Here is a 15,418-nt window from a genome sequence, read left to right on the forward strand (position 1 = left end):
TGGGGGTCTTGTCATGCGTATCTGGGGGCCGTTGGCCGCCCTCTGTCTGGGCACGTTCATGCTGCTCATCGACGTCACCATCGTGCTGGTCGCGCTGCCGTCCCTGTCCGGGTCCCTGGGTTCGTCGCTGTCACAGCTTCAGTGGGTCGCCGACGGCTATGCACTCGCCGTGGCCGCCGCCCTGCTGGGGGCCGGCATGCTGGCCGACCGGCACGGGCGGCGCCGGGTGTATGTCGTGGGGCTGGTCGTCTTCGCGTCGGCCTCGGTGGCGTGCGCCCTGTCACCGGACATGGGGTGGCTGATCGCCGCCCGGCTGGTGCAGGGCGTGGGGGCAGCGGCGATGTTCACCACCACCCTGTCGCTGATCAGCACTCTGTACTCGGGGCGCCGCCTGGGACTGGCCTACGGGGTGTGGGCGGCGGTGGCCTCCAGTGCCTCCGCGCTGGGCCCCATCCTGGGCGGGCTGCTCACCCAGGCCCTCAACTGGCGCTGGATCTTCTACGTCAACGTCCCCGTGACCGCTCTCGCCCTGGTCATGACGTTCCGCTGCATCCCCCGCTCCACTCCGGACCGGGCCGCCACGCGACGTCTGGATGTTCCCGGCGTGGTGCTGTGCGCGCTGGGTGCGGGCGGGTGCGTCTACGCCCTGACCGCATCGCACGCACACGGCTGGGCCTCGGCGGGGACGCTGGTGCCGCTGGCCGTGGCGCTGGTGGCCTGCGCGGTCTTCGTGGCCCTACAGCGGCGCAGCACCCATCCGCTGCTGGACCTGTCGCTGTTCCGCCGTCCGGAATTCACCGCCGCAATGATCACGATCGCGTTCGGCGAAGGCGCGGTATACGGGGTCCTGCCCTGCACCTCGCTATGGCTCCAGTCCGTCCAGCACCTCTCCCCCATCGGCGCCGGGCTGGTCGTGCTGCCGCACGCGGCGGCCGCGGGGCTGGTCGCGGTACTGAGCGGGCGGTGGATGCCCAGGCCCTCCCCCCGCCTGGGCGCCACCCTCGGCCTGCTCCTGGCCGGCCTCGGCGTGGCGGCGGAAGGCTTCCTCGGCCCCGGCTCCGGCTGGCCCGCCCTGATCGGTGGCCTGGCCCTGAGCGGCATCGGCATGGGACTCGTCTTCCAGGTCGCCGCGGCCCTCGCCCTCGGCTCCGTGCCGCCCGAACGCGCCGGGATGGCCGGCGGCGCCTACAGCACCTTCGAACAACTCGGCTACGCCTTCGGCGTCGCAGTCTTCGGCACCCTGGCGGTATCCACCATGAACCGGTCGCTGAACGGCGTGGTCCCGGACCCGGAGAACACCGCGCAGACCCTGTCCGGCGGCGGAGCCGACACTCTGCTCGCCGCCACCCCGGCCGGACAGCGCACCGCCTTCGGCCACACCCTGCACTCCGTGTTCGCCACCGCCCACAACACCCTCGCCCTGACCGCGGGCGCCCTGGCGATCACCGGCGCCGCCCTCGTGCTCTGGCTCACCCGCCGCCGCCCGAATCCTCCGAAGAGCGCGGTGGCCGGCAGCCCCGCGAACCCGGCCGCGGCGGCCCAAGTGGGCGGCTAGGCCGGTCGGTCGGCCAACCGCCGACAGCCCCCGGCCGGGGTCATCTCCCCGCCGGGGGCCGTCCGTCGTTGCGGCCCTCGCGCCGCCGGGCCGGGTCAGCCGGGCGTGATGCGGCCGCGCCAGGCTCCGGATTCGGCGCCGCGGTGCTCGATGTGGTCCTTGAAGCGCCGCATATCGCCCTTGATGCGCCGGGCGATGGTTCCCGACATGTCGGCGGCCTTCTCGGCCGTGCCCGTGGGCTCGATGTCCATCACGAGCTCCACCCGCGTGTGGCTCTCGTCCAGACGCCGGAACCTCACCAGGCCCTTCTGCCGCGTGTCGCCGGTGGTGGTCCGCCAGGCGATCCGGTCATCCGGGAGCTGGTCGACGATCTCGGTGTCGAACTCCCGCCGCACGCCACCGACCTTGGTGGTCCAGCGGTTGTGCCGGTCGTCGAGCTGGGTGATCCTCTCGACGCCCTCCATGAACTTCGGGAACTCCTCGAACTGCGTCCACTGGTTGTAGGCGGTGTGGACCGGGACCTCGACGTCCACCGTCTCCTTCACCGTGCTCATTGCTACGCCTCCTCAGTGGTGGCTCAACGCGGGTACGCAACCCACGACGCGCATCTCGCGTGGTTCACCGGGTGCCCGGACACCCACTTCCTAGACCACCGCCGCAGGTGTTTTTCGAGTTTTTCGCGGCTGCCCGTCCGCGCGAGGTGTCCGTCGGGCAGGGGCCCGACGAGCGGGGTGTGCGGTGGGCGGTGGCGGATGGGCGGTGGCGGTGCGCGGCGGCGAGGTCATCGGCAGGCGAACCAAGTGGCGGGGTCATCGGCAGGCGACCGTGGGCGGTAGCGACCGCCGCCCTTATTTCACGGCGTAGTCGGCGAGGGAGCCCGTCAGCAGATCGAAGCCGCGGTGGGCGGACACGGTCACCGATTCGGCGATGCGCTGGTTGCTCCAGCCGTCGAGGGTCAGTTCCAGGATCTGCTGGAACAGGACTCGGTGGACGCCGCCCAGTTGAGCTGCCGCCGCCCGGGGAGTGATGTCGTCGGGAGCAGCTCCGGTCTCGGTGGCGAGGAGTTCGGCGAGCGCGGCCTCGCGCTGGTCGTGCATATCGCGCAAGCGGGCCAGCAAGGTGGGGCTGTCCGCGATCATCCGGGCGAAGACCTCGCCGGAGAACCCGATCACCGGATCGTGCCGCTCGACCCCGTCAAGGAACTCGCGGCGCAGCACCACGAGCGCCGACTCCCCTTCCGCCCGGACCGACACGGTCCGGGCGAGGCCCTCGACGAACTCTTCGCGGTGGTCGAAGGCCAGGTCCTCCTTGCGGGCGAAGTAGTTGGTGACGGTCTTCTTGGCCACCCGGGCAGCCACGGCGATCTCGGCGATCGTCGTCGCCTCGAAGCCGTTCTCGATGAACAGCCTGGTCGCCTGGTCAGAGATGAGCTGCCTGGTCTCCTGCTTCTTGGACTCGCGAAGCCCCATCGGTTCGATACCCATGAAGGAATCTTACACGTGTCGTAAGTTTGCGCTTGACGCACTAATGACGCCGGGGCTAATTTTACATCCATAGCACGATTCCCATGATGCTCCGTCACCTCCTTACCCCGTCCCGCCGTTCCCAGGAAGGCCTCACATGACCGATTTCGATGCCGGCTCGGAGTTCGACCGCCAGGTCGCGACGCTTGTCGACAAGGGGTACCCCGCCCTCGCCGGGATGACGGAGACCGCGTTCCGCACTCTGGTCGACCCGCTGCGCGCACCCGTTCTCGCACGGGCGGCGACGCTGGAACCGCCGAGCGAGGGTTGGGTGCCGTTCCTGCTGGTGGTCACCAGGGCACTCGTGCCCCTTGAGGAGTCCGTACCGCTGACCACGCTCACGGGGAAGCAGAGCCCCGGAGTCATCGAGCGCTTCTACGCCCCGGGCGAGCTGGAGAGGTTCGTCTCGATCGAGGAACTGGCGCTCCCCGAAGGGGAGGTGTACGTCGCCTTCGACATCGACCGCGGCGAGGAATTCTGCAATGTCGTCCCCCAGGACGCCCTGGGGGCGATCGCGGAGCGGGGCCGCACCCCGCTCACCATGGAGGAGGGCATAGCGTTCGTCACCCAATACCCCCAGGCGCTGGCCAAGAACAAATGCTTCTCGCTCGGTGGCACCCGCTTCGGGGACCGCAGGGTCCCGGCCCTGTGGATCAGCAAGGGCGCCCCGAAGCTCGGCTGGTGCTGGGAGGGCAACCCGCACACCTGGCTGGGTCTGGCCTCGGCCGGTGACCGGAGCCGCTGACGACGACGCGCGAGGACCGGCCGACGAGCACGAACGCCGCCACCGTGCGGCCGGACGAGGTCGGTGCGGATCCCGTGCGCATGACGTGCGTGTCGGCCGCCCAAGTGCCGGGGGTTATCCCTACTTTGCATGGGCCCGCTGCCCGGATCGATGAGGGGGATCTCGAGCACGCAGGCTGATCGAGTCCGGATGACCGTCATGCCTCGCAGGTTGCACCAGGAGGGGTTCCATGCCCGATCGTTCCCGTCAGCTGCGGCGAGTTCGCAGGTCGTCGCCCAGGCCACGGCGGTTGATCACGATGGCGGTCGTGACGGCTGCCGCGCTGGCCGTGGGCGGCACTCTGCCGACGTCTGCGGCACAGGCACGCGGCTCCGGTGATGTCATGCAGCGGGGTCTGGACCGACTGGTCCACGACGACAGGTACCCCGCCGCCCTGGCGGCCGCCGTCGGCCGTCACGGGCACACCCATCACTACACCGCCGGTGTCGCGGACTTGAGGACCGGGGCGAAGGTACCGGCCGACGGGCAGGTACGGGCGGGGAGCAACACCAAGACCTTCACCGCCACGGTCGTCCTGCAACTGGTCGGCGAAGGCAAAGTCGCTCTCGACGCCCCCATCGAGGAGTACCTGCCGAACCTGGTGCGGGGCGAGGGCATCGACGGTCGCCGCATCACGGTACGTCAGCTGCTCCAGCACACCAGCGGACTGCCCAACTACACCGACTTCACCGGCGACTTCACCGGCAAGGAGCGCCACACCTACGTCCAGCCCCGCGCCCTGCTCGACCTGGCGCTGGCGCACAGGGCGAGGTTCGCTCCCGGGACCGACTGGGAGTACAGCAACACCAACTACCTCCTGGCCGGTCTGCTCATCGAGAAGGTCACCGGCCGCCCGCTGGCCGAGCAGATCACCCACCGGGTCATCGAGCGCATCGGGCTGCGCCACACCTACTTCCCCGGCGTGGGCGAGGAGGGCATCCGGGAAGCCCATCCCGAGGGCTACTACGCGGCGAAGCCCGGAGAGCCACTGAAGAACATCACGAAGCTGGACCCCTCCTGGGCCTGGGCCGCCGGACAGATGGTCTCCACCCCGGGCGACCTGAACCGCTTCTTCTCCGCTCTCTCCGGCGGCAAGCTCCTCGAATCCGCGCAGCTCGCCCAGATGCGCACCACCGTCCCCGCCGGTCTGTGGCCCGGTGCCCGGTACGGGCTGGGCGTGGTCAGCACCCCGCTGAGCTGCGGCGGGCTGATGTGGGGCCATGGCGGTGACATCCCCGGCTACCACACGCGCACCGGCGTCACCGATGACGGCCGCGCCGTCACGATCGCCGCCACCGCCGACCGGGCGCCCGTCAAACAGGGCCCCGCCGATGTCCTCGCTGCCGTCGACGCCGCCTTGTGCGGGTGATGGCCGGCCGGTCGTGGTGACGGTGTGCAGGGATCACGTTCTCGTCGTTCCGGGGCGAGCCGGGGAACCCTGTTCGCGAGAACGGATCGGCACACCCATGGAGATCATGTCGCCCCGTTAAGATGCCTGTAAATGCGCACAAATACCCCAAGCAGGGCTCCGTCGTTCTCCGAACCGGGAGCCCGGAGGGAGCGGAGGCCGCGTGAGCGTGCAACGGGTGGGCATCGTCGTCCACGGAGGGCGCCCCGACGCCGTGACGGCCGCCGAGGTCGTCCGACAGTGGTGCGTACGCCAGGGTGTCGGCTGCGTCGCCATCGACGTGTGGAGCCAGGACGAACAACGGCGGGATGCGCGGGCGGAAGTCGAGGCTGCCGGTGACCCCGACCTGATCGTCACGCTCGGCGGGGACGGCACCTTCCTCCGCGGAGCCCGTCTGGCCGCGCAGAACGACGCGCTGGTCCTCGGTGTCGACCTGGGGACCCTCGGCTTCCTGACCGAAGTCCCGGCCGACGACGTGGAATGCGCGCTGGACTCCGTTCACCGCGGCGAGGTGGACATCGAGACCCGTCTGATGCTGACGATGCGGGCGTCCCGGCCGCTGGGGCTCCCCGTGGGAATGGAAGCCCTCCTGCGCTACGGCCGGGGCCCCGCGCTCCCGCCTCCCCTGGTGCGTCCCGAGTGTGCCGTCGCCCTGGACTGGGGGGTGGCCCTGAACGTGACGGCACTCAACGACATCGTCCTGGAGAAACTGGCGCGCGACCGTCAGGTCTCCCTCGGCGTGTACCTCTCGGGCCGGCTCCTCGCCTCCTACTCCGCCGACGCCGTCCTGGTCGCCACCCCCACCGGATCCACCGCCTACAGCTTCGCCGCCGGCGGTCCTGTCATCTCCCCTGCGGCCGACGCCATCGTCTTCACCCCCGTGGCCCCGCACATGACCTTCAACCGCTCGGTGGTCGCCGCCCCCGACGAGGCCGTCGCCCTGCGCGTCCTGGGGCACTCCGGCCGCGCGGCGGTGAGCGTCGACGGCCAGTTGCGCGGCGTCCTGGATCCCGGTGACTGGGTCGGCATCTACGCGGCTCCGCAGCGCCTGCGCGTGGTGCGGCTCGGACCGACCGACTTCTACGGCAGGCTGCGTGAGCGCATGCGCCTGACCGATGCCCCCGCGGCGGCCGACGCCGGGGTCACCCCCTTGTGGCCCCACACCAGCCCGGCTCCCGCAGACCTGGCCCACCTCCGCCTGCCACCCCTGCCCGCGGACACGGACGTGGAGATGGACGTGGACTGATCTGTACCTCAACGCCCGAAGCTGCTCGCGCCGCTCGCGCGCTATGGTGCGGTCGTTGTCGGCGCCGGGAGGAAGCGTGCAGGTGGGGCGACACAGGTGCACGGGTCGGGGGGCATCGTGAGCAGGCGGCGGTACGTGGCCAGAGGAGTGCCGGGTGGTTACCGCATCTGGGACAACCGAGGACGTCGGTGGTGGGGCGATCACTACGAACTCTGCCCGGACGATCTCCTCAGCGAACTGAACGGCAAGGCGGACTACGTCAAGATCACCGCCCTTCTCAAGCGGTACCGAGCTCAGAAGCGCTAGTGCCTGTCGTGGGGCCGGCGCGGGCCCGGCTGGTCCAACGACAGGCCCTGGCACATAAGAGGGATCAGCCGGTGCCCCCCTCGCTGCGGAGGAACTCCTTGGCCTTCGCCATGGCGAAGCCCCAGCCCTGCTTCGCCGTCGGCTTGGGAGGCAGGGAGATCTCGTCCGGATTGGTGAGCACGTCCAGCAGCACGGGGCCGTCGGTGTCGAACGCCTCGCGTACGCCGTCAGTGAGGTCGACGGGGTCGGTGACGCGGATGCCCGTGATGCCCAGCGCCCTGGCCACCGCGGCGAAATCGGGGTTGTCCAGTTCGGTACCGAACTCCGGCAGGCCCGCCTGCTCCTGTTCCAGTTTCACCATGCCCAGCCGGCGGTTGTCGAAGACCACGAGCTTCACCGGCAGCCGGTAGGTGCGCAGGGTCATCAGATCGCCCAGCAGCATGCTCAGCCCACCGTCACCACAGAACGCCACCACCTGCCGGTCCCGGTCGAGGAACTGTGCTCCCAGGGCCTGGGGCATCGCGTTGGCCATCGAGCCGAGGTTGTAGGAGCCCAGCAGCCTGCGTGTCCCCCGCATCTGGATGAAGCGGGAGAGCCACACGGTGGCCATACCGGTGTCCGAGGTGAAGACGGCGTCGTCGGCCGCTGCCTCGTCGACCGCCCTGGCCAGCGCCTCGGGCCGGATCAGATGGTCGCGGTTGTCCAAAGTGGAGCGCGCCTTGCCGATCAGCCCCTGGTCGTGATCGGGAACGGCGAGCTTGAGCTGCGAGCGGTACCACTTGTCGAACCGGTCCCGGGCCCGGTCGAGGTGGGATGTCCCCGGCTGCCCGGTCAGCCGGCCGAGCAGGCCGCGCACGGTGGGGCCGACATCGCCCACCAGGGCGACGTCCACGGGGACCCGTCGGCCGATGTGCTCGGGCGCGAGGTCGACCTGGATGACCTTCTTGCCGGCCGGATACCACTCCCGGTACGGGAAATCCGTGCCGAGCAGCACCAGCACTTCGGCGTCGTCCAGGGCCTTGGCCGCCGCCGGGTTGCCGATCAGCCCGGTCTGGCCGACCTGGTACGGATTGTCGTCCTCGAAGCCTTCCTTGGCCTTCAGGGTGAGCACCATCGGCGCGGCCAGCCGTTCGGCGAACTCCAGCACGTCGGTGCGCGCGTGCCGGGCGCCGGTGCCCACCAGCAGCGTGACCCGCTCAGCCGCGTTCAGAACCTCGGCGGCCTCGTCGAGCACCGGATCATCCGGCCGGCTGCTGGAGGGCGGCAGTGAGAACCGCGGCGCGCGGTCGTGCGGAACCTCCCGGTCACCGAGGTCCGCGGGCACCGTCAGGACCGCCACGCCCTTGCGGGCCAGTGCCGCGCGCACCGCGTTCTCCAGCATCACGGGCAGCTGGTCGGGTGCGGTGATCGTCGCGCGGTAGACGGCGACATCGCGGAACAGCAGGTCGTTGTCCACCTCCTGGAAGGCATCGCTGCCCATCTCGGCCAGTGGTACCTGTCCGGCGATGGCCAGAACCGGGGTGTGGCTCTTCGCCGCGTCGTAGAGGCCGTTGAGGAGATGCACCGAACCGGGGCCGACGGTCCCCATGCACACGCCCAGGGTGCCGGTCAGCTGGGACTGGGCTCCGGCCGCGAAGGCCGCGGCCTCCTCGTGCCGGCAACCGACCCATTCCAGGTCGTCGGATCGTGAGAGGGCGTCGGTCAGGGGGTTGAGGGCGTCCCCGACCACTCCGAAGACCTGCCGGACCTTGAGCTGGGCCAGCGAGTCGACGAGGACGTGAGCGACGGTGCGCGCCATGGAGAAGGGTCCTTTCTCAGACACTGAAGTGGTCAGGGTCGGCCGCGGTCCAGTCCGCGGCCCAGTCACGCGGCGGCTCGGCCAGCAGCACCCCCGGGGCAGGCCAAGTCGTACAGGTAATGATGAAGTCGGGCGTCACACCTTCTTCCAGCATGGCCTTGCAGACCGCGAGGAACTGCCGTCGGGAGCCGACACACAGCTTGAACCCCCTGGGTTTGCCACCCGCCGGCTCACGCATCTTTGCGATGAAGGTGACCAGTTCACGTGGGGTGGAGAACACCTGGTGGTACGGCGGGGAGATCACCGTCCGGCCTTGCGGCACCTCACGCACCCGCGCGATCTCGGCCGTGACCTTGTTCCCCGGCAGCACACCGCCGATGCCCGGCTTCGCGCCTTGGGAGAGCTTCAGCGACACGCACTTGATGTGCTCGCGGGCGAACTCCGACGCGTCAAAAGCGCCCTCGGCGGTCCGGCAGCCGAAGTAGCCGGTACCCAGCTCCCACACCAGGTCGCCACCGGAGCGCAGGTGGTACTCGGACAGTCCGCCCTCACCGGTGTCGTGGGCGAATCCGCCCATGGCGGCTCCCCTGTTCAGGGCCAGGATCGCGTTGGCCGACAGGGATCCGAAACTCATCGCCGAGACGTTCAGCAGCGCCATGTCGTAGGGCTACGCCCAGCACACCGAGCGCCATGAGGACCAGGGCCGGCAGCCACCACCAGGGCGACGTCAGCAGCGCCGGCACCACCAGGCAGGCGGCAAGGACAAGAAGCCCTCCCACCGCCGGCCGGCGGAAAGGGCGGTGCGGGGGACGTGCCGCCGGGTGCGGTGACCGCGCGTCACGGTCCCTCCTCGCGTCTTCGGCACCACGGCTCGTGGTCACCATCACACTCCTGGGTCACTCGGCTACCGTCCATGCGCCTGCGGGCAGGCACGGACAGGCCGTGGGCAGATCTGGACTCCAAGTGCCATACGGCAGGCGAGGTCAGCGCTGCGCGGAGTGGATGCCTTCCGCCGGCTCGGGCCCGGCCGCTTGCTGTGACGCGATCTCGGCGAGGGCGTCCTGGGGGCTCGCGTGGACCGGGGTGCTCACGCTGATCCCGGTCAGATCGAGCAGCCGCAGCACGACATCGGACACCGCCGCGAGGTGCAGGCTCCCGTCAAGACGCTTGGTCTCGTTGGAGGCGCGGATGATGATGTTCAGCCCCGAGGAGTCCATGAACGGCACGGCGCGCAGGTCCAGCACGAGATACCGCCTGCCGTGGACGATCTGGTTGGCCAGCTGGTGGTGCAGGGAGGTCCCGGTCTCACCGTCCAGGTCCCCTGAGACGGTCACCACCGCCACTTCCGGCTCGGTGACGTTCACTTCGACGTTCAACGCGTTCGGTTGGGACACGAGCTCCGCCTTTCTGTGGACCAGTGGAGCTCGCGTACCCCGTCGTCATGGGTTCAGACAGAGCCGGCCGGGGTGCCGGGTCCGGGTCCCACAGCTGCCTGCGAGCGCGCGGCGTGACAGTGGCGGTGGCGGTGGCCGTGGGATCAGCACGACGGGCCGGTCCTGCCCGGGACCGGCCCGTCCCAGCGGCGCGTCGAAGTGGCGCGTCGAAGTGGCGCGTCGAAGTGGCGTGGCCGCCAGGTCTACGGATGCAGGACGACCTTCGTGTAGCCCTCGATGCGCTTGTCGAACTTGTCGTATGCCGCGGGCGCCTGGTCCAGGGGGAGTTCGTGCGAGACGACGAAGCTCGGCTTCGCCCGGCCCTCGATGATCATGTCGCGCAGGTGCCGGTTGTAGCGCTTCACGTTGCACTGCCCCGTACCCATCCGCAGCCCCTTCTCGAAGAGCTTGCCGATCGATACGAGGAGCATGCCCCGCTTGGCCTGCTCGTCAGGGCCTCCCGGGTCGGCCGGAACATACAGGCCCGGCACGCCGAGGGCACCGGTGGCCCGGACCGTGTCGACGAGCGAGTTCAGGACGGTCGCCGGTTCCTCGCGGGTTTCGCCGTGCGCCATCGCCTGATAGCCGACGGCGTCCACGCCCTTGTCCGTGCCGATGCCTTTCGTCTGGTCCTTGATCTGCTTCACCGGGTCGCCCTCGGAGAAGTTGACCGGAACCGCGCCGATCTCCCGGGCCTTCTCCAGCCGCTCGGGAACCCGGTCCACGACGAAGACCTTGCTCGCTCCGCGGAGGAGAGCCGAGTAGGCGGCCATGAGCCCGACCGGCCCGCCGCCGTACACCGCGACGCTCTCGCCCGGGCGTACCTGGGCAAGTTCACAGCCGTGGTAGCCGGTGGGGAAGATGTCGGCGAGCAGGATGAAGTCGGTCTCGTGCTCGTTTCCCGGCGGCAGCTTCAGGCAGTTGAAGTCGGCGTAGGGAACGCGAAGGTATTCCGCCTGGCCGCCCTCCCAGGGGCCCATGGCGACATAGCCGTAAGCGCCGCCCGCAAATCCCGGATTGACGGTCAGGCAGAATCCGGTGAATCCCTCGACGCAATTCATGCAGAACCCACAGGCGACATTGAAGGGCATGACCACACGGTCGCCCTCCTTGAGGGAGGTGACGCCCTGGCCGATTTCCTCGATGATTCCCATGTTCTCGTGACCGAACACGATGCCCGGCTCGGCCGCCGTACGCCCCTCGTACATATGCAGGTCCGAGCCGCAGATCGCCGTTGAGGTGACTTTTACGATCACCTCGTTGGGGTGCTGGATGCTGGGCCTCTCGACATTCTCGACCGCCACCGTGAACGGCCCCTTGTAGACGACGCCTTTCATGTGCTGCCACCTCCCGCTCGGCGAAGAACACGCGCATTTCTCCACTTTTAACGTGACCTATCACTCATGATTCTCCGGTCTACGAGACGGGGCAAGCCGGTAATGTGAGAGCGAATATCCACTCCGGGTGTCGCAATGTCGCACGCACCGAGAAACGAGAGGAAGGGCGACACATGGCAGCTCAGCGGCTCGGGACCTTGCTCGTCCCCGTGCTCGGCCTGTCCGGCGCCTCGTACCCGCCCGGAACGACGGTCACCGTCCGCGGTCGCGGCGCCACCGTCGATGCATTCGTGAACGGGGACTGGCTCCCCCTGTCGTGGTGGGAGTTCTCCGACGGCCTCCGCGAGGACATCGCCGACCGCTGACCGGCGAGGCGACGGGCCGGGGCAACCAATTCGGTCGAAATCGGGCAAACTGTCGGTATGAGCGCCCAACATTCCGACCCGGACCCACACCGCACCCCCGACGTCCCCCCTGGTGGCATGCCGCCCGGAGAAACCCCGCCCGGCGAGGGCAGCACGGGGGCGGAGACCGGCCCCCGCGACAAGCAGACACGGGGCTGGGCCACCGGCCCGGTCATCATCCTCGGCATCGTCGTCGTGCTCTGCGCAGCGTTCTTCATCGCATACGCCGTGATCGTGGCGCTGTGACCGCCGGCGGGCCCGGGCGCCGACGGCCCGAGAGGGCAGCAGGGGCCCGTTAAGCCCCCTCCCCCGCGGCCCGGCCGCCATCACGGCGCGAGATCCGACGAGCCCGGCCCGAACGGCGTTGGCTGTGCGCCGACTTGGGGCGGGACCAGCCCGGTGGGTTCCGACACCGCGGTGGCCGGCGCGATATCCGCGATCCGCGCCCTCCTGCTCGACGGTACGCGCGAGGGCGCCCCGTTCCGCATGAGCTCGGCCAGGCCTCGGCGGGAGCCGGCCCGTCCACCTGCGGGCCGGGGCGGCTCATCGACGGACGAGTAGGTGAGGAATCGCGTTTCAGCTGATTCAATGGTCGCCGAGGTGAGAGAGATGGTGTCGACCGACCGGCTGCTTGCGTTTGCGGCGATGTCGTTGCTGGTGATCGTGATTCCGGGACCCAGTGTGCTGTTCGTGATCGGCCGGGCTCTGGCGCACGGCCGCCGCACAGCACTGGCGACGGTCCTGGGCAATGTGCTGGGCTCCTATCTGCTGGTGGCCGCCGTGGCGCTCGGTCTCGGGTCATTGGTCGAACAGTCCGTCGCTGTCTTCCTCGCCGTGAAACTGGCCGGCGCGGCCTACCTTGTCTTCCTCGGAGTCCAAGCGTTCCGGCACCGCAAGGACATGAAGATGGGCGCTGTGGACAAGCCCGGACAGCTTGCCCGCGGCGATCTGCGGACGATCGCCGACGGCATTCTGGTCGGCGTCACCAACCCCAAGGGCATCGTGTTCTTCGCCGCCGTACTTCCCCAGTTCGTGGATCATGCGGCAGGCGGGTTGCCCGCCCAGATGCTCATCCTGGGCCTGGTCCCGATCTGCATCGGCCTGATCACGGACACGGTATGGGGGCTGACGGCCTCGGCGGCCCGCCACTGGTTCGCGCGTTCCGAACGCCGTCTGTCGATGATCGGCGGGGCTGGTGGCTTCGCCATGATCGGTCTGGGTGTGACGGTGGCAGCCACCGGCCGCGCGGACTGACCGCGACGCGACCGCTGGGCGGACGGCAGCCGGCGCCGGGGCCTGTCTCACGAGCACCGGCAAGGTCAGCGTGGGCTGTCATGAATCACGTGGGGTGGTCTCCGGGACCTGGCCGGTTCCGGCTTCCTGTCGCCGCGCGCCGTCACCGCTGCATACGGTGCACCCGGGCGAGCAACAGAACCGTGTCGTCGCTCGGGGAACTCGGTACGAGCCGCGCGAGGATGCCGTCCGCCATGGCCTCCAACGAGGCCGCGGGCCGGCCCAGTTCCGTACGGAGTGCGTTCAGCCCCTCGTCGATGTCGTGGCCCCGTGCCTCGATGAGGCCGTCGGTATACAGGACGAGGGTGGCGTCGTCGGGCAGCTCGATCTCCGTCGTGCGGAAGGGACAGCCGCCGACGCCGAGCGGGACCCCCAGCACTTCGTCGATGAGCTGGGTCCGGCCGTCCGGGCGGAGGACGAGGGGCGGAGGGTGGCCGGCGCTGGCGATCCGGGTGCGTCCGGTGGTGGGGTCGTAGCGGATGTAGAGGCAGGTCGCGAGTTCGATGCCGGCCTCGTCGGCGCACTGGTCGAGTTCGGTGAGCAGCTCGTCCGGTTCCTGGTCGTGCCGGGCCAGCGCCTTGGCGGCGATCCGCAGCCTGCCCATGGCCGCGGCGGCCGACACACCGTGTCCCATGACGTCACCGACGACCACGGCAACTCGGTGGCCGGACAGCGGGATCACGTCGTACCAGTCGCCGCCGACCTCGGTGACGCGGCTGCCGGGGAGGTAGCGGTGCGCGATGTCCATGTACGGGCCGGTCACCAGAGAGCTGGGGAGCAGGGCCCGTTGGAGGGTGAGCGCGATGTTTCTCTCCCGGCTGTACAGCCGCGCGTTGTCCAGGCACAGCGCCGCCCGGGAAGCGAGCTCGCCGGCCAGGCTGAGGTCCTCCTCGGTGAACGTCGGTCTGGCCGCGGAACGGCCGAATACTGCGATGCCCTGCACCGTGCCCCGGGCGATGAGCGGGGCGAGGAGGAGGCAGTCCAGACCGCTGTCGGCCAGCAACCGGGCGCGCGCGTCGTTCAGCACGGTCCGGACCATGAAGTCCTGGTTCACCGGTACGCAGATCGGACGGCCGGTCCGCAGCATCCGGTGGATGGCGGAGCCCGGCGCGTAGTGCACGGTCTCCAGCCCGCTCACCACTTCCGTCGCGGGAGGGGGCAGGACGGTGCCGGAGGCGATTCGGCGGGTGTTCACCGGCAGGGCCGGGTCGAACGCCGCACTCTCGTCCATCCACTCCACGAGTTCCACGACGGCTGCGTCGGCGAAGTCCGGAACCGCGGCCTCGACCAGCTCCTGGGCCGTGACCTTCACATCCAAGGTGGTGCCGATCAGGGCGGACGCCCGGTCCAGCAGCGCCAGCCGCTGACGGGTGGCGGTCGCCTCCACGATGGCCTGCTCCCGGTCGGTCACGTCCACCAGCAGACCGCCCACTCCCTGGCGCGTGCCCACGGCCTGGGTGAGCGGGAAGAAACTCACCGACAGGACCTTGTCCCGGTCCGGATGGCCCCGGGTGCGCATCCCCACCCGCACCCCCGCCACAGGCCTGCCCTCCGCGACGACGGCGCGCAGCATGCGCTCGTACTCACCGCCGTCCGAGGTGATCATGATCTCGGCGAGGCGCCGCCCGAGGTGCTCCTCGATGGGGAGCCCGTTCATATCGGCGAGCGCCTGATTGAGGTGGAGGTAACGCAGTTCCTCGTCGAACATGGCCAGGCCGATGGGGCAGGTTTCGAAGAGGGCATCGAGGAAGGCGAGGTTGGTCTTCACCCGGTCCAGCTCGTCGCCGCGGCTCGCCAGGGCCATGACCACCGAACCTCCGGCGACGCCGGTCACCGGGAAGACACGGAATCCGCAGTCGAAGACCGTGCCGTCCTGATGGGTGGCGTGCAGACGGCCACGCCAGTAGCCCAGGGTCCGGCCCCGCTCTGCCATGCGGGTGCAGGCGTCGGGGCCTCCCCCGGGCGGCCCGGGCAGCAGCAGGGCGCCGGGCTCCGACAGCGCCTGCGCGGCGTGGTAGCCGAAGAGTTCCTGGGCACCGGGGCCCCAGTAGCAGATCCGGTTGACGTCATCGATGCCGAACACGGCGACGGCCACATGTTCCAGCAGCGACCCGGGCTCGGACCAGAGCGGACCACGGGCCTTCTCGTCGCTCGGCCGATCTGATGGCACCGGCTTTCCCTTCCACCCGCCGCGCAAAGTGGCCGGTCCGCCCCGCCGGACGGCTGAGCGGCTCCCTTCATTCTGCGCTTGTCGCCCGGACGTGGACACTCCGACGGCCGGTCGGGCCAGGGGCCACGGGCACCCGGGCCGAGCTGGTGAAACGGCGCCGT

14 protein-coding genes and 1 pseudogene are annotated in these 15,418 nt (G+C 69.8%); 8 read left to right on the forward strand and 7 right to left on the reverse strand.

Annotated features, from left to right (window positions below):
- Positions 1-13: 13 nt before the first annotated feature.
- A complete protein-coding gene (locus tag IF67_RS0114290) occupies positions 14-1,555 on the forward strand; it encodes a DHA2 family efflux MFS transporter permease subunit (RefSeq protein WP_037839364.1) in 1,542 nt (513 codons plus the stop codon).
- 95 nt (positions 1,556-1,650) lie between these two features.
- Here IF67_RS0114290 and IF67_RS0114295 read toward each other — a convergent pair whose 3' ends face one another.
- Both IF67_RS0114295 and IF67_RS0114300 read right to left on the reverse strand, forming a co-directional pair.
- A complete protein-coding gene (locus tag IF67_RS0114295) occupies positions 1,651-2,109 on the reverse strand; it encodes an SRPBCC family protein (RefSeq protein WP_030985634.1) in 459 nt (152 codons plus the stop codon).
- A gap of 294 nt (positions 2,110-2,403) precedes the next feature.
- Positions 2,404-3,039 (reverse strand): TetR/AcrR family transcriptional regulator, encoded by a 636-nt coding sequence (locus IF67_RS0114300; RefSeq protein WP_030985635.1) that lies wholly within the window; start codon positions 3,037-3,039, stop codon positions 2,404-2,406.
- Between the two features lie 136 nt (positions 3,040-3,175).
- On the opposite strand from IF67_RS0114300, the gene IF67_RS0114305 reads away from it, so the two are divergent.
- From IF67_RS0114305 to IF67_RS0114320, 4 genes are all read left to right on the forward strand, one after another.
- Complete coding sequence (locus IF67_RS0114305) at positions 3,176-3,823, forward strand: DUF5701 family protein (protein WP_030985636.1); 648 nt, start codon at positions 3,176-3,178, stop codon at positions 3,821-3,823.
- A gap of 298 nt (positions 3,824-4,121) precedes the next feature.
- Positions 4,122-5,231, forward strand: coding sequence for a serine hydrolase domain-containing protein (locus IF67_RS0114310; protein ID WP_107050223.1), 1,110 nt, complete (start codon positions 4,122-4,124; stop codon positions 5,229-5,231).
- A gap of 202 nt (positions 5,232-5,433) precedes the next feature.
- Complete coding sequence (locus IF67_RS0114315) at positions 5,434-6,516, forward strand: NAD(+)/NADH kinase (protein ID WP_030985640.1); 1,083 nt, start codon at positions 5,434-5,436, stop codon at positions 6,514-6,516.
- A gap of 117 nt (positions 6,517-6,633) precedes the next feature.
- Positions 6,634-6,822: a hypothetical protein gene (locus IF67_RS0114320; protein ID WP_030985642.1), complete on the forward strand. Its 189-nt coding sequence runs from the start codon at positions 6,634-6,636 to the stop codon at positions 6,820-6,822.
- A 64-nt stretch (positions 6,823-6,886) separates the two neighbouring features.
- On the opposite strand, the gene IF67_RS0114325 is transcribed toward IF67_RS0114320, so the two are convergent.
- The 4 genes and pseudogenes from IF67_RS0114325 to IF67_RS0114340 all read right to left on the reverse strand — a co-directional run bounded on the left by IF67_RS0114325 (position 6,887) and on the right by IF67_RS0114340 (position 11,390).
- Positions 6,887-8,620, reverse strand: coding sequence for a thiamine pyrophosphate-dependent enzyme (locus IF67_RS0114325; protein ID WP_030985644.1), 1,734 nt, complete (start codon positions 8,618-8,620; stop codon positions 6,887-6,889).
- 118 nt (positions 8,621-8,738) lie between these two features.
- Positions 8,739-9,287, reverse strand: a pseudogene (locus IF67_RS39145) (FMN-binding glutamate synthase family protein); the annotation flags it as partial.
- A gap of 316 nt (positions 9,288-9,603) precedes the next feature.
- Positions 9,604-10,014 carry an STAS domain-containing protein gene (locus IF67_RS0114335; protein ID WP_051818038.1) on the reverse strand — a complete coding sequence of 137 codons (411 nt, stop codon included), beginning with the start codon at positions 10,012-10,014 and terminating at the stop codon, positions 9,604-9,606.
- Between the two features lie 242 nt (positions 10,015-10,256).
- The gene (locus IF67_RS0114340; protein ID WP_030985651.1) at positions 10,257-11,390 is read right to left on the reverse strand and encodes a glutathione-independent formaldehyde dehydrogenase; all 1,134 of its coding nucleotides are present in this window, start codon (positions 11,388-11,390) and stop codon (positions 10,257-10,259) included.
- 173 nt (positions 11,391-11,563) lie between these two features.
- Between IF67_RS0114340 and IF67_RS0114345 the strand changes: the two genes are divergently transcribed.
- The 3 genes from IF67_RS0114345 (at position 11,564) to IF67_RS0114355 (ending at position 13,048) form a co-directional block, all read left to right on the forward strand.
- Positions 11,564-11,755 carry a hypothetical protein gene (locus tag IF67_RS0114345; RefSeq protein ID WP_030985652.1) on the forward strand — a complete coding sequence of 64 codons (192 nt, stop codon included), beginning with the start codon at positions 11,564-11,566 and terminating at the stop codon, positions 11,753-11,755.
- A gap of 57 nt (positions 11,756-11,812) precedes the next feature.
- Positions 11,813-12,040 carry a DUF6480 family protein gene (locus IF67_RS0114350; protein ID WP_030985654.1) on the forward strand — a complete coding sequence of 76 codons (228 nt, stop codon included), beginning with the start codon at positions 11,813-11,815 and terminating at the stop codon, positions 12,038-12,040.
- 363 nt (positions 12,041-12,403) lie between these two features.
- Positions 12,404-13,048: a LysE family translocator gene (locus IF67_RS0114355; RefSeq protein ID WP_030985656.1), complete on the forward strand. Its 645-nt coding sequence runs from the start codon at positions 12,404-12,406 to the stop codon at positions 13,046-13,048.
- A gap of 142 nt (positions 13,049-13,190) precedes the next feature.
- Here IF67_RS0114355 and IF67_RS0114360 read toward each other — a convergent pair whose 3' ends face one another.
- Positions 13,191-15,257 carry a SpoIIE family protein phosphatase gene (locus IF67_RS0114360; protein WP_030985658.1) on the reverse strand — a complete coding sequence of 689 codons (2,067 nt, stop codon included), beginning with the start codon at positions 15,255-15,257 and terminating at the stop codon, positions 13,191-13,193.
- Positions 15,258-15,418: the final 161 nt, after the last annotated feature.

This window comes from Streptomyces sp. NRRL S-1813 (genome assembly GCF_000719605.1).
Taxonomy (GTDB): Bacteria; Actinomycetota; Actinomycetes; order Streptomycetales; family Streptomycetaceae; genus Streptomyces; species Streptomyces decoyicus.

What these genes read in the sequence shown, in the direction of transcription:
- IF67_RS0114325 (WP_030985644.1), bottom strand. Translation starts at nt 8,620, where the DNA reads ATGGCGCGCACCGTCGCTCACGTCCTCGTCGACTCGCTGGCCCAGCTC.
- IF67_RS0114355 (WP_030985656.1), top strand. Translation starts at nt 12,404, where the DNA reads ATGGTGTCGACCGACCGGCTGCTTGCGTTTGCGGCGATGTCGTTGCTG.
- IF67_RS0114340 (WP_030985651.1), bottom strand. Translation starts at nt 11,390, where the DNA reads ATGAAAGGCGTCGTCTACAAGGGGCCGTTCACGGTGGCGGTCGAGAAT.
- IF67_RS0114295 (WP_030985634.1), bottom strand. Translation starts at nt 2,109, where the DNA reads ATGAGCACGGTGAAGGAGACGGTGGACGTCGAGGTCCCGGTCCACACC.
- IF67_RS0114305 (WP_030985636.1), top strand. Translation starts at nt 3,176, where the DNA reads ATGACCGATTTCGATGCCGGCTCGGAGTTCGACCGCCAGGTCGCGACG.
- IF67_RS0114345 (WP_030985652.1), top strand. Translation starts at nt 11,564, where the DNA reads ATGGCAGCTCAGCGGCTCGGGACCTTGCTCGTCCCCGTGCTCGGCCTG.
- IF67_RS0114310 (WP_107050223.1), top strand. Translation starts at nt 4,122, where the DNA reads ATGGCGGTCGTGACGGCTGCCGCGCTGGCCGTGGGCGGCACTCTGCCG.
- IF67_RS0114290 (WP_037839364.1), top strand. Translation starts at nt 14, where the DNA reads ATGCGTATCTGGGGGCCGTTGGCCGCCCTCTGTCTGGGCACGTTCATG.
- IF67_RS0114300 (WP_030985635.1), bottom strand. Translation starts at nt 3,039, where the DNA reads ATGGGTATCGAACCGATGGGGCTTCGCGAGTCCAAGAAGCAGGAGACC.
- IF67_RS0114350 (WP_030985654.1), top strand. Translation starts at nt 11,813, where the DNA reads ATGAGCGCCCAACATTCCGACCCGGACCCACACCGCACCCCCGACGTC.